Here is a 12,208-nt window from a genome sequence, read left to right on the forward strand (position 1 = left end):
CGGGGCTTTTTTATGGGCGAGGCTTACAGGCCGTCGAGCATGGCCTTGTTGCGCACCGCACCCTTGTCGGCGCTGGTGGCCAGCAGGGCGTAGGCTTTCAGGGCGGTGGTGACTTTGCGTGGGCGCTTCTCCACCGGTTTCCAGCCTTTTTTGTCCTGCTCGACCCGGCGTGCAGCCAGTTCTTCGTCGCTGATCAACAGGTTGATCGAGCGGTTCGGAATGTCGATCAGCACCTTGTCGCCATCCTGCACCAGGCCAATCGCGCCACCGGCAGCGGCTTCTGGCGACGCATGGCCGATGGACAGGCCCGAAGTACCGCCGGAGAAACGCCCGTCGGTCAGCAGTGCGCAGGCTTTGCCCAGGCCCTTGGATTTCAGGTACGAGGTCGGATAGAGCATTTCCTGCATACCCGGGCCGCCTTTCGGGCCTTCGTAGCGGATGATCACGATGTCGCCTTCTTTCACTTCGTCGGCGAGGATGCCACGCACCGAGCTGTCCTGGCTTTCGTAGATCTTGGCGCGACCCTCGAACACATGGATCGATTCATCCACGCCGGCAGTCTTCACCACGCAGCCGTCGAGAGCGATGTTGCCGTAGAGCACGGCCAGGCCGCCTTCCTTGGAGTAGGCGTGTTCGACACTGCGGATGCAGCCGTTTTCACGGTCGTCGTCCAGGGTGTCCCAACGGGTTGACTGGCTGAACGCCGTCTGGGTCGGGATGCCGGCCGGGCCTGCTTTGAAGAAGGTGTGCACGGCTTCGTCGTTGGTCTGGGTGATGTCCCACTTGGCGATGCCTGCGGCCAGGGATGGGCTGTGCACGGTCGGCAGGTCGGTGTGCAACAGGCCGCCACGGGCCAAGGAGCCCAGGATCGAGAAGATCCCGCCGGCGCGGTGCACGTCTTCCATGTGGTACTTCTGGATGTTCGGCGCGACCTTGCACAACTGCGGCACATGCCGGGACAGGCGGTCGATGTCGCGCAGGTCGAAGTCGATCTCGGCTTCTTGCGCCGCGGCCAGCAAGTGCAGGATGGTGTTGGTGGAACCGCCCATGGCGATATCCAGGGTCATGGCGTTTTCAAAGGCCTTGAAGTTGGCGATATTGCGCGGCAACACCGACTCGTCGTTCTCGGTGTAGTAACGCTTGCACAGCTCGACGATGGTGCGGCCGGCCTGCAAAAACAGCTGTTCGCGGTCGCTGTGGGTGGCCAGTGTGGAGCCGTTGCCCGGCAAGGCCAGGCCCAGGGCTTCTACCAGGCAGTTCATCGAGTTGGCGGTGAACATGCCGGAGCACGAACCGCAGGTCGGGCAGGCGCTGCGCTCGTATTCCGCGACCTTCTCGTCAGAAGCGCTGGAATCGGCGGCGATGACCATGGCGTCCACCAGGTCCAGGCCGTGGGAGGCGAGCTTGGTCTTGCCGGCTTCCATCGGGCCGCCGGAGACGAAAATCACCGGGATGTTCAGGCGCAGGGCGGCCATCAGCATGCCAGGGGTGATCTTGTCGCAGTTGGAGATGCAGACGATGGCGTCGGCGCAGTGGGCGTTGACCATGTATTCCACGGAGTCGGCGATGATCTCGCGGCTCGGCAGCGAATAGAGCATGCCGTCATGGCCCATGGCGATGCCGTCATCCACGGCGATGGTGTTGAATTCCTTGGCCACGCCGCCAGCGCGTTCGATCTCGCGGGCGACCAGTTGGCCCAGGTCCTTGAGGTGGACGTGGCCCGGTACGAACTGGGTGAACGAGTTGGCAATTGCGATGATCGGCTTCTTGAAGTCGTCATCTTTCATCCCCGTGGCACGCCACAATGCGCGGGCGCCGGCCATGTTGCGGCCATGGGTGGATGTTTTCGAGCGGTAATCTGGCATGGAGCACTCCGGGCGGCTAATCAGGTACTAAATAGGGGAGTGAGCTTCTATTGACGTCTGGAACACTCAGAAATAGCCGTGTGTCCGGAGGTTGCCGCAAACGCTACGGGATCGCCGTGCGCATTGGCCTTGAGCTCATAAACCCGCCGGGGGATGACTGGCGATGAATAGGGTCGATTCTACACCGCTGGCGGCGGGAGGGAATGGCGAGAAGCATGTCCGGGGCTTTATCGCCCGACCCGCGTATTTGTCAGCCAGCCCCAGAGGCTGAAGACGATAAAGCTTGCAGCAATGGTCATCAGCAAATGCGTTCCGGTTTGTGCAAGGGCGGCGCTGCTGATAGCGGCTGTCAGGAACATGATGCTGTTGCCTGCCGAGGCGGCCGTGCCCGCGCTGCTTGAGAACAGCAGCATCGCCGCCGAAATCGCCGCCGGGCGCACCAGGGTTACGGCCAGGGCGCTGATCAGCATCGGGATCAGCAGGGTTATGGTGGTGATGGCATCCAGGCTGACGATCAGCATCAGTAGCACACCGGCCACCAGCAGTAACCCCAGGCCGATATTGATTTGCCGGGCCAGCGAGATGCGTTTTTGCAGAAACGAGGCCGCCACGCCGCCCAGCAGATAGGCCACGCCGTAGACCATCAGCACCAGGGCGTACTGGTATTCGGACAGTTTCAGCCCATCCATGAACATCAGCGGTGTGACGCTGATCAAGGCGAAGTAGCAGGCGAACACCAGTGCGGCGATCCACCAGTAGCGCAGGAAGTCCCGATTGCCGGCCACGGCTTTCAAGGTGGCGATGATCGACACCGATGCGCGATGGGGGCTGGCGGACTTGGACGGCAGGATGCACAACGCATGGATCAACATGCCCAATGCCATCACCGCGAACCCGTAGAAGCTGCCTTGCCAGTCAAAGGTGGTTTGCAGCCAGGAGCCGATCAGCGGTGAAAGAGCGACGAACGAGCCGCTCAGGGTCATGTAATACAGGCGCACGCGGGCCCGGTCCTGTTCGTCGAACAGGTCCTCCACCAGGGCGTGGCCCAGCACGAAGAAGCCACAGCCCATGGCCTGCACGCTGCGAAACAGCAGGAAGGTCAGGTAGTCCGGTGCCAGCGTGCAGCCTATCGCCCCCAGGATCGCCAGTGTGATGCAGCCAAGCAGGACTTCCTTGCGCCCCCATTTATCCGAGAGTGGGCCGGCGATCAGTTGGGAGATCGAAAAGACCAGGGTAAACAGGCTGATGGACAGCGCGACATTGGCGCTGGGCGTGTCGAACCTGGCGGCGAGGGCCGGAAATGAAGGCAGCAGGATATTGATCGGGAAGAAGCTGATCAGGGCAATGCAGGTGATGAGGGTGAAGCGGGAAAGATACTGGCGTTTGGCTGGGCCATCGAGGACGGGCGAGCAGGTGGAGTCAGACATTGTTTTTGTTTTCCGCAGTGAAGCCAGAAACCGATACTAGTCTGCAAAAAGTGGAATTCAATCAAAACCTTTGAGGGAAATTTCCTGGGGGTGCGTGGCTGGCGACAGTAGGAAAAATCTTTCTGACACTGCACAAAAAAAGGTGGGAGCTGGCTTGCCTGCGATAGCGGCGTAACAGATTAAAAATCTGTAACTGATACACCGCTATCGCGAGCAAGCCCACTCCCACCTTTGCTCTGCGTGTTACTTAGCTATTGGGCAACAACCGGCACGTAATGCTCTTGATATACCGCGTCTCGGCAATCGCCGGGTGCACCGGGTGGTCCGGGCCCTGGCCGCCGCGTTCGAGCATCTGGATATTGCGGTCCAGGTGGCGGGCGCTGGTCAGCAGGATGTTTTGCAGGTCGTCTTCGGGCAGGTGCATGGAGCACGAGGCGCTGACCAGGATGCCGTCCTTGCTGAGCAGGCGCATGGCTTGCTCGTTCAGGCGACGGTAGGCGCCTTCGCCATTCTTCATGTCTTTCTTGCGTTTGATGAAGGCCGGTGGGTCGGCGACGATCACGTCGAAGCGTTCTTCGCTGGCTTTCAGTTCTTTCAACGCTTCAAACACGTCGCCTTCGATGCAGGTCATTTTCTCGGCAACGCCGTTCAGCGCGGCGTTGCGCTCTACGCCATCCAGGGCGAAGGCCGAGGCATCGACGCAGAACACTTCACTGGCACCGAACGCTGCGGCTTGCACGCCCCAGCCGCCGATGTAGCTGTACAGGTCCAGAACGCGCTTGCCCTTGGCATACGGGGCCAGGCGGGCGCGGTTCATGCGGTGGTCGTAGAACCAGCCGGTCTTCTGGCCCTGGATCACCGGGGCCTCGAATTGCACGCCGTTTTCTTCCAGGGCGACCCACTCTGGCACCAGGCCGAATACGGTTTCGACGTAGCGGTTGAGGCCTTCGGCATCACGCGCGGCGGAATCGTTCTTGAACAGGATGCCGCTGGGCTTGAGCACTTGGGTCAGGGCCGCTATCACGTCTTCTTTATGGGCTTCCATGGTCGCCGAGGCGATCTGTACCACCAGGATATCGCCAAAACGGTCGACCACCAGGCCCGGCAACAGGTCGGAATCGCCGTAGACCAGGCGGTAGAACGGCTTGTCGAACAGGCGGTCGCGCAGGGACAGGGCGACGTTGAGGCGGTGCACCAGCAGTGACTTGTCCAATGGCAACTTGATGTCGCGCGACAGCAGGCGCGCGCAGATCAGGTTGTTCGGGCTCATGGCCACGATGCCCAGGGTCTTGCCGCCGGCCGCTTCGAGGATGGCCTGGTCGCCTGCCTGGAAGCCGTGGAGTGGGGTGGCGGCCACGTCGATTTCGTTGCTGTAGACCCACAGGTGGCCGTTGCGCAAACGACGATCGGCGTTGGCTTTGAGACGCAGGCTTGGCAGGGACATGACGTCGCTCCGGAAAAAAGAGCGGGAGTATACCCTTTGCGCACCCGTTCATGTGGGAGCTGGCTTGCCTGCGATGCAGACGGCGCGGTGTATCTGACGTACGGCGGTGATGCAATCGCAGGCAAGCCCCCCCCACATTTGATCGCGGTTCGGTTCGGGTTTTTGAGGTGTCGGTCAGCTTTGCTTAGAGGTTAGAATTCGCGCCTAGCCCAGAGTGTGTATCTATGTCCCAAGAGCTTTCCGCCGAACAGATCCAGCAGGCCCTGCAAGGCATCAGCGTGCCGCCCCAACCGCAAATCATGGTGGATTTGCAGATGGAGCAGTACATGCCCGATCCAGACCTGGAAGTGATTGCCCGGCTGATCTCCCAAGACCCGGGCCTGTCCGGTTCGTTGCTGAAAATCGTCAACTCGCCGTATTACGGCCTGAGCAACAAAATTGCCTCGATCCAGCGCGCAGTCAACCTGTTGGGCAGCCGTTCCATCGTCAACCTGATCAATGCCCAGTCGATCAAGGGCGAGATGAGCGACGACACCATCGTCACCCTCAACCGTTTCTGGGACACCGCCCAGGATGTGGCAATGACCTGCCTGACCCTGGCCAAGCGCACCGGCTCCCAGGCGGTAGACGAAGCCTACGCCCTGGGCCTGTTCCATGATTGTGGCGTGCCGCTGATGCTCAAGCGCTTCCCCGACTACATGAGCGTGCTGGAGGATGCCTACGCCAAGGCGGGGCCCGAATGCCGGGTGGTCGACACCGAGAACAGCGCGTTCCATACCAACCATGCGGTGGTGGGCTATTACACCGCCAAGTCCTGGCGCCTGCCGGAGCATGTGACCAACGCCATCGCCAACCACCACAACGCCCTGGCGATTTTCAGCGATGAGTCGGCGCGCAACAGCCCGTTGAAAAACCTGCTGGCGATTTTGAAGATGGCCGAGCATATCTGCGCGTCCTATCGGGTACTAGGCAACCAGGTGGTTGACCATGAATGGGACAGCATCGGCCATCTGGTGTTGGATTACGTGGGCCTGTCGGACTACGACTTCGAGAGCCTGAAGTTGTCGATCCGCGAGCTGGGCGCGCACTAACCTTTCTATTGCGAGACGAATATGCCTGAGCTGCCAGAAGTCGAAACCACCCGGCGCGGGATTGCGCCGCACCTGGAAGGCCAGCGGGTCAGCCGGGTCGTCGTACGTGAACGGCGCCTGCGCTGGCCGATCCCCGAAGACCTGGATGTGCGCCTGTCCGGGCAGCGCATCGTGCTGGTGGAGCGGCGGGCCAAGTACCTGCTGATCAATGCCGAAGTCGGCACCTTGATCAGCCACTTGGGCATGTCGGGCAATTTGCGCCTGGTGGAAGTCGGTTTACCGGCGGCCAAGCATGAACATGTGGATATCGAGCTGGAATCGGGCCTGGCCCTGCGCTACACCGACCCCCGGCGCTTTGGCGCGATGCTCTGGAGCCAGGACCCGCACAACCACGAACTGCTGCTGCGCCTGGGGCCGGAGCCGTTGACCGACCTGTTTGACGGCGAGCGCCTGTTCCAGCTGTCCCGTGGGCGCTCCATGGCGGTCAAGCCGTTCATCATGGACAACGCGGTGGTGGTGGGGGTGGGCAATATCTATGCGACCGAGGCGCTGTTTGCCGCCGGGATCGACCCGCGCCGGGAGGCCAAGGGCATTTCCCGTGGGCGTTACCTGAAACTGGCGATCGAGATCAAACGCATCCTCGCGGCCGCCATCGAGCGCGGCGGGACGACCTTGCGCGACTTTATCGGTGGCGATGGCCAGCCGGGGTATTTCCAGCAGGAACTGTTCGTCTACGGCCGGGGCGTCGAGGCGTGCAAGGTCTGCGGGACTGAGCTGCGCAATGTGATGCTGGGGCAGCGGGCGAGTGTGTTTTGCCCCAAGTGCCAGAGCTGAGGTTCGCGGGTGCTGCGAATGGCCTCATCGCAGGCAAGCCCGCTCCCACATTTGAAGGGGTTCACAAGTCAAAATGTGGGAGCTGGCTTGCCCGCGATGAGGCCCGCCCAGCCACCACAAGGTCTCAGGCCTTGCCGGTAATAAACCGGTACTTCTCCATCAACTGCTCTTCAGTCTCGGGGTGTGCCTCATCCAGGGGGATGCAATCGACCGGGCACACTTGCTGGCACTGGGGTTCGTCGTAGTGGCCGACACACTGGGTGCACAGGTTGGGGTCGATCACGTAGATCTCTTCACCCTGGGAAATGGCAGCGTTCGGGCACTCGGGTTCGCAGACGTCGCAGTTGATGCAATCGTCGGTGATGATCAGGGACATGGAAACTCCTGCCAGGGCACTCTGCCAAGGCATCTGAAAAACTAATGCGCGCAATTGTGCCGCATTGGCGCCCGCAGTGCGAGCGGGCGCCGGTCGAGCGGTCTTACTTCTTGAAGCGCAGCGTCAGCGCATCGGCGACCGCAGGGTGCACAAACTTGGTGATATCCCCGCCCAATGCCGCGATTTCCCGCACCAGGGTCGAGGAAATGAATGAATAACGTTCCGACGGTGTAAGAAACAGGCTCTCCACGTCCGGCGCCAGTTGGCGGTTCATATTGGCCAGCTGGAATTCATACTCGAAGTCCGACACCGCCCGCAGCCCGCGCAGGAAGACATTGGCGTTCTGCTCCTTGGCAAAATGCGCCAGCAGCGTCGAAAAGCCCACCACTTCAACGTTGGGCAGGTGCTTGGTGACCTCGCGGGCCAGCTCCACACGCTGTTCCAGGGGAAACAGCGGGTTTTTCTTGGGGCTGGCCGCGACCGCGATGATCACATGGTCGAACAAGCGCGAGGCGCGTTCGACCAGATCGCCATGGCCTTTGGTAATCGGGTCGAAGGTACCTGGGTACAACACTCGGTTCATCGCGTCGTCCTGGCGGAGTCCGTTGGGGAACCGGATGGTATCGCAGCCATCCCGGTCGGCCAAGTCAACTTATTCAGAAGAAAGCACTATAGACACCGCGAATACCTGGTTTTTTCATGCTGTTTTCAGACGTTCGGCCAGTGCTGTCGCCAGTTGCGCCGTCAGGCCATACACCGAAAGCTGGGGGTTGGCGCCAATACTGGTGGGGAACAGCGAGCCATCGTGGATCGACAGATTGCGCAACTGGTGATGCCGCCCCAGGCTGTCGGCCACGGCATTTTTCGGCTCTTCGCCCATGGCGCAACCGCCCATCACATGGGCGCTGCCCAGGCAGGTGCGATGCAGTTCCAGGTTCAGGCCGTCGATCAGGCTGCGGGCCTCGGCCAGTGTGCTGACGTAGCGCGCATCGTGGTGCAGCGGCTTGACCGACTTGGCGCCGGCGGCAAACTGGATCTCGGCCATGCTGTGGAACGCCCGGCGCAGGCCGTCCCAGGCGTAGGGCGAGACTTCATAGTCGAGCACCGGCGTGCCATCGCCGCGCAGGCCGACGCTGCCGCCCTGGCTGTCGGGGTGGAAGCCGTCCCGCAGCAGCGCCAGCATCGCGTGGGTGTTGGGCAACTGGCCCATGTCCAGGGCGTTCTGCGTGCCATAGCCACCGAACAGCGTGCTGGCCAGGGCCGGGTGCAACGGCGGCGCTTCGAGCTTGTAGGACATTTTACCGGTGGTGCCGTCCTGCCATTGGAAGTGGTCGGAGTAAATCGACTGCGGTGCGCCATAGAACGGGTTGATCACCTCGTCGAACAACCCCGCAGAAAAATTCACCAGATGCAGGAACGTGCGCTTGCCCAGGCGCGAATGGGGGTCGGGTGCGTCCGAGCGCATCAGCAGCGCCGGGCTGTTGATCCCGCCGCCGGCCAGCACGTAATGCCTGGCCTTGACCGTGACCTTGCGGCCGGTGGGCGCTACGCTGCGCGCATCCATGGCCACGCATTCGAGGCTGGTGATGGTGTCGCCGCTGAATTTCAGGCGCTCGGCGCGGGCCAGGTACAGCAACTCGCCGCCTTGCTCCAGGGTCGAGGGAATGGTGGTCACCAGCATCGACTGCTTGGCGTTGACCGGGCAGCCCATGCCGCAATAGCCCAGGTTGAAACAGCCGCGCACGTTGCGCGGGATCACGTGCCAGCTGTAGCCGAGCTTTTCGCAGCCTTTGCGGATCACATCGTTGTTGGCGTTGGGCGGCAGGGCCCAGGGCGCGATGCCCAGGCGTTGCTCCATCTTTGTAAACCATGGCGCCATCTCGGCACTGCTGTGGCCCTTGACCGCGTATTCGCTGGCCCAGTGGGCCAGGGTCGGGTCGGGTGTGCGAAAGCTCGACGTCCAGTTGATCAGCGTGGTGCCGCCCACGGCGCGGCCCTGCAGGATGGTGATGGCGCCGTCCTTGCTCATGCGGCCGATGCCTTCCTGGTACAGGCTGGCGTAGGCCTCGTCTTCCAGCAGCGTGAAATCGCTGCTGGTCTTGAGCGGGCCTTCTTCGATCAGCAGCACCTTGTAGCCGGCGGCGCTGAGAATCTCTGCGGTAGTGCCGCCGCCTGCGCCGCTGCCGATGATCGCGACATCGGCTTCCAGCGTCAGGTCCTGGTCAAGGGCAGCGCCATTATGGGTTTTCCAGCCGCGGGCCATGCCATCGCGGAACACATCAGGTACGGGCATCAGCTTGTTCTCTTGTTTTTATCAGCGGTCATGACGTGTAGGAGCTATCACGGTCAGATTTTCGGTGGCCCGGGGTACCCGCAATGGGCCCAGGACTCGGGCCGGAAATACCAGGCCATGATCACCAGCTTGAGCAGCGAGCCCTGGCCCATGCGCAGCAGGTTGAGGAAGCTGTTTTCCCAGCGATGCAGGAAGTTGCGGATTTGCTCGCCGCTGGCATTTTCCCAACTGCCCCAGATGCCGGTCAGCGGGCCACGGGTGACGGCCATGCCCAGCACGTCGAACAACTGCTGGGTCAGCTTGAACATCTCCGGCGACAGGTGCAGCAGGCTGTAATCGAGTTTTTTCAGGGTGTCTTCAATACCCGCTGCCACCACCTCGGCGCTGGCCGCGCCTTCCAGTAACACCGGGATCACTGCGCGCAAAAACGGCAGGTCGCTGTTGCGTAGCATGGCAAAGCCGCTGGCCGGCGTGCTGCTGGAGCAGCCGCTGAGGCTGGCGCCAAGGCCTGCGGTGGCGAGGAAGGCGCTGGCGCACAGGCCGATTTTCAAGACGCCGCGCCGCGACAGCGCGGGTGATTCAGTCAGGCTAGGGTTCATTTTTATTGTGGTCCCGGTGGTCACGGTGTTAGCGCACGAACAGCTTCTGGATCAGTTTCTGGATGGCTTTGCCATACGGTGGGTAAATCAGCTTGGCCGCATTCAGGCGCTGCTTGATCAGCACGCCCTTGGCCTTGCTGAAGGTGAGGAAGCCTTCATGGCCGTGGTAATGGCCCATGCCCGACGGGCCGATACCGCCAAACGGCATATCGTCCTGGGCCACGTGCAGCAGGGTGTCGTTCAGGCACACGCCACCGGAATGGGTTTCGTGGAGCACGCGATTCTGTTCGGCCTTGTTGTAGCCGAAGTAATACAACGCCAGTGGGCGAGGGCGCTGGTTGATGTAGGCAAAGGCCTGGTCGATGCCGCGATAGGGCACGATGGGCAGCACCGGGCCGAAAATCTCGTCCTGCATCACGGTCATGTCATCGCTGACATTCAGCAGCAGGCTATGGGCCATGCGCCGGGCCTGGCCCTGGTCATAGAGCGGTACCAGGGTTGCGCCCTTGTCGGTGGCGTCCTTGACGTAGGCATTGAGCCGGGCGAGTTGCCGCTCGTTGATGATGGCGGTGTAGTCCGGGTTGTCGGCCAGGGTCGGATAAAACCCGCGCACCGCCTGGGTGTAGGCCTCGACGAAGCCCTCCACACGGTCTTCGGGAACCAGCACGTAGTCCGGTGCCACACAGGTTTGCCCGGCATTCAGCGCCTTGCCGAAGGCGATCCGTTCGGCAGCGTCCTTGAGGGGCACATCGGCCGAGACAATCGCCGGGGATTTACCGCCCAGCTCCAGGGTGACCGGGGTCAGGTGTTCGGCGGCGGCGCGCATCACATGTTTGCCGATGCTGGTGGCCCCGGTGAACAGCAGGTGATCGAACGGCAGTTTGGAGAACGCCATGCCCACTTCCGCTTCGCCGAGCACTACGCACACCAGGTCTTCGGGGAAAATTTGCGCCAGTAGGGTCTTGAGTAACTGGCCAGTGGCCGGGGTGGACTCGCTGAGCTTGAGCATCACCCGGTTGCCCGCCGCCAACGCACCGACCAGCGGGCCGATGGCCAGGTATAACGGGTAGTTCCAGGGCACGATCACCCCGATAACGCCCAGGGGTTGATAGATCACTTTGGCAGACGCCGGCTGGAAGGCTATACCTACAGCACGCCGCGAGGGTTTCATCCAACCCTTGAGGTGTTTGCTGGCGTAATGGATGCCGTGCAGGCTGGGCATCAGCTCGGCGAACAGGGTTTCATCGGCGCTGCGATGGCTGAAATCGTTGCTGATGGCCTCGATCAGCGCCTGGCGCTCATCGCTGAGCAGGTCGCGCAGCGCCTTGAGCCACTGCTGGCGCTGCGCCGCTGGTGGCATCGGGTTGGCCGCGTAGGCGCGACGCTGGGCGTCGAACAGGCTCTGGAGTTGGCCCAGCGCCTGGGAGTCTTGCAGGTAAGCAACGTTGGCAGACATGACGCAACTCCAGAATATTATTGGTCTACCTGCGTTTTTAGAGTTATTACTCTAATTTGTCAAATGGCATCGCATCAACATGCAGTTTTATCCTGGCAAGGATAGACCGTAAGATGTTTGCATCAGGATTCAAGAAGCCGATACCCCATGGCACCACGAGTAAAGACCAGCGAACGTATTGTGCAAACCAGCCTGGAGCTGTTTAACCAGCAGGGCGAGCGCAGCATCAGCACCAACCATATTGCCGCCCACATGGAAATATCCCCGGGCAACCTGTACTACCACTTCCCGAACAAGCAGGCGATTATCGCGGTGCTGTTTCGCGAGTACGAAGCCCTGGTGGACAGCTTCCTGCGCCCACCCCAGGGGCGCGCCATGGTGGTCGAAGACAAGCGTTTTTACTTGCAGGCGGTACTGGCCGGCATGTGGCGCTACCGCTTTCTGCACCGCGACCTTGAGCATCTGCTGGAGAGCGACCCGGAGCTGGCCACCGGCTACCGGCGTTTTTCCCAGCGCTGCCTGATCCAGGGCGGTGCGATTTACCGGGGGTTTGTCGAGGCCGGGATCCTGAACATGGACCCGGTGCAGACCGAAGCCCTGACCCTCAACGCCTGGATTATCCTCACCTCCTGGGTGCGCTTTTTGTGCACCACCAATGAAAACTCCGCGCACCTGAGCGCCGAGGCGATCAAACGCGGGGTGTACCAGGTGCTGGTGCTGGAGGCAGGGTTTATTACGCCGCAGGCTAAAGAAGCCGTGGACGCGCTGTTCAAGGAATTTTATGTGCCGTTAAGTCAGGCACTGGAAGAAGTGAAGTAGGCCC

At 61.6% G+C, this 12,208-nt stretch carries 11 protein-coding genes; 3 read left to right on the top strand and 8 right to left on the bottom strand.

The window, feature by feature from the left end; genetic code table 11:
* Positions 1–23: 23 nt before the first annotated feature.
* From ilvD to AO268_RS10210, 3 genes are all read right to left on the bottom strand, one after another.
* Positions 24–1,865 carry a dihydroxy-acid dehydratase gene (gene ilvD, locus AO268_RS10200; protein WP_076963136.1) on the bottom strand — a complete coding sequence of 614 codons (1,842 nt, stop codon included), beginning with the start codon at positions 1,863–1,865 and terminating at the stop codon, positions 24–26.
* A 227-nt stretch (positions 1,866–2,092) separates the two neighbouring features.
* Complete coding sequence (locus tag AO268_RS10205) at positions 2,093–3,292, bottom strand: MFS transporter (RefSeq protein WP_099168609.1); 1,200 nt, start codon at positions 3,290–3,292, stop codon at positions 2,093–2,095.
* Positions 3,293–3,539: 247 nt separating this feature from the next.
* Positions 3,540–4,736 carry a class I SAM-dependent rRNA methyltransferase gene (locus AO268_RS10210; protein WP_057960898.1) on the bottom strand — a complete coding sequence of 399 codons (1,197 nt, stop codon included), beginning with the start codon at positions 4,734–4,736 and terminating at the stop codon, positions 3,540–3,542.
* Between the two features lie 278 nt (positions 4,737–5,014).
* Here AO268_RS10210 and AO268_RS10215 point away from each other — a divergent pair, with 278 nt between their 5' ends.
* Positions 5,015–5,827 (top strand): HDOD domain-containing protein, encoded by an 813-nt coding sequence (locus AO268_RS10215; RefSeq protein ID WP_169865750.1) that lies wholly within the window; start codon positions 5,015–5,017, stop codon positions 5,825–5,827.
* A gap of 21 nt (positions 5,828–5,848) precedes the next feature.
* Entirely contained in the window at positions 5,849–6,661 is an 813-nt protein-coding gene (gene mutM / locus AO268_RS10220; RefSeq protein WP_076963139.1) for a bifunctional DNA-formamidopyrimidine glycosylase/DNA-(apurinic or apyrimidinic site) lyase, read from the top strand.
* Between the two features lie 124 nt (positions 6,662–6,785).
* Here mutM and AO268_RS10225 read toward each other — a convergent pair whose 3' ends face one another.
* The 5 genes from AO268_RS10225 to AO268_RS10245 form a co-directional block, all read right to left on the bottom strand.
* Positions 6,786–7,037: a YfhL family 4Fe-4S dicluster ferredoxin gene (locus AO268_RS10225; protein ID WP_099168610.1), complete on the bottom strand. Its 252-nt coding sequence runs from the start codon at positions 7,035–7,037 to the stop codon at positions 6,786–6,788.
* Positions 7,038–7,140: 103 nt separating this feature from the next.
* On the bottom strand, positions 7,141–7,620 hold the full coding sequence (coaD, locus tag AO268_RS10230) for a pantetheine-phosphate adenylyltransferase (protein WP_003176711.1): 480 nt from the start codon (positions 7,618–7,620) through the stop codon (positions 7,141–7,143).
* A 114-nt stretch (positions 7,621–7,734) separates the two neighbouring features.
* The gene (locus AO268_RS10235) at positions 7,735–9,330 is read right to left on the bottom strand and encodes a GMC family oxidoreductase (RefSeq protein WP_076963140.1); all 1,596 of its coding nucleotides are present in this window, start codon (positions 9,328–9,330) and stop codon (positions 7,735–7,737) included.
* Positions 9,331–9,383: 53 nt separating this feature from the next.
* Complete coding sequence (locus AO268_RS10240; RefSeq protein WP_099168611.1) at positions 9,384–9,929, bottom strand: twin-arginine translocation pathway signal protein; 546 nt, start codon at positions 9,927–9,929, stop codon at positions 9,384–9,386.
* Positions 9,930–9,957: 28 nt separating this feature from the next.
* A complete protein-coding gene (locus AO268_RS10245; RefSeq protein ID WP_076963142.1) occupies positions 9,958–11,385 on the bottom strand; it encodes a coniferyl aldehyde dehydrogenase in 1,428 nt (475 codons plus the stop codon).
* A 147-nt stretch (positions 11,386–11,532) separates the two neighbouring features.
* Here AO268_RS10245 and AO268_RS10250 point away from each other — a divergent pair, with 147 nt between their 5' ends.
* Complete coding sequence (locus tag AO268_RS10250; RefSeq protein WP_029300622.1) at positions 11,533–12,204, top strand: TetR/AcrR family transcriptional regulator; 672 nt, start codon at positions 11,533–11,535, stop codon at positions 12,202–12,204.
* Positions 12,205–12,208 lie beyond the last annotated feature (4 nt).

This window comes from Pseudomonas sp. ICMP 8385 (assembly GCF_002699915.1).
Classification (GTDB): domain Bacteria; phylum Pseudomonadota; class Gammaproteobacteria; order Pseudomonadales; family Pseudomonadaceae; genus Aquipseudomonas; species Aquipseudomonas gessardii.

What these genes read in the sequence shown, in the direction of transcription:
- AO268_RS10210 (WP_057960898.1), bottom strand. Translation starts at nt 4,736, where the DNA reads ATGTCCCTGCCAAGCCTGCGTCTCAAAGCCAACGCCGATCGTCGTTTG.
- AO268_RS10250 (WP_029300622.1), top strand. Translation starts at nt 11,533, where the DNA reads ATGGCACCACGAGTAAAGACCAGCGAACGTATTGTGCAAACCAGCCTG.
- AO268_RS10240 (WP_099168611.1), bottom strand. Translation starts at nt 9,929, where the DNA reads ATGAACCCTAGCCTGACTGAATCACCCGCGCTGTCGCGGCGCGGCGTC.
- coaD (WP_003176711.1), bottom strand. Translation starts at nt 7,620, where the DNA reads ATGAACCGAGTGTTGTACCCAGGTACCTTCGACCCGATTACCAAAGGC.
- AO268_RS10225 (WP_099168610.1), bottom strand. Translation starts at nt 7,037, where the DNA reads ATGTCCCTGATCATCACCGACGATTGCATCAACTGCGACGTCTGCGAA.
- AO268_RS10245 (WP_076963142.1), bottom strand. Translation starts at nt 11,385, where the DNA reads ATGTCTGCCAACGTTGCTTACCTGCAAGACTCCCAGGCGCTGGGCCAA.
- mutM (WP_076963139.1), top strand. Translation starts at nt 5,849, where the DNA reads ATGCCTGAGCTGCCAGAAGTCGAAACCACCCGGCGCGGGATTGCGCCG.
- AO268_RS10205 (WP_099168609.1), bottom strand. Translation starts at nt 3,292, where the DNA reads ATGTCTGACTCCACCTGCTCGCCCGTCCTCGATGGCCCAGCCAAACGC.
- ilvD (WP_076963136.1), bottom strand. Translation starts at nt 1,865, where the DNA reads ATGCCAGATTACCGCTCGAAAACATCCACCCATGGCCGCAACATGGCC.
- AO268_RS10235 (WP_076963140.1), bottom strand. Translation starts at nt 9,330, where the DNA reads ATGCCCGTACCTGATGTGTTCCGCGATGGCATGGCCCGCGGCTGGAAA.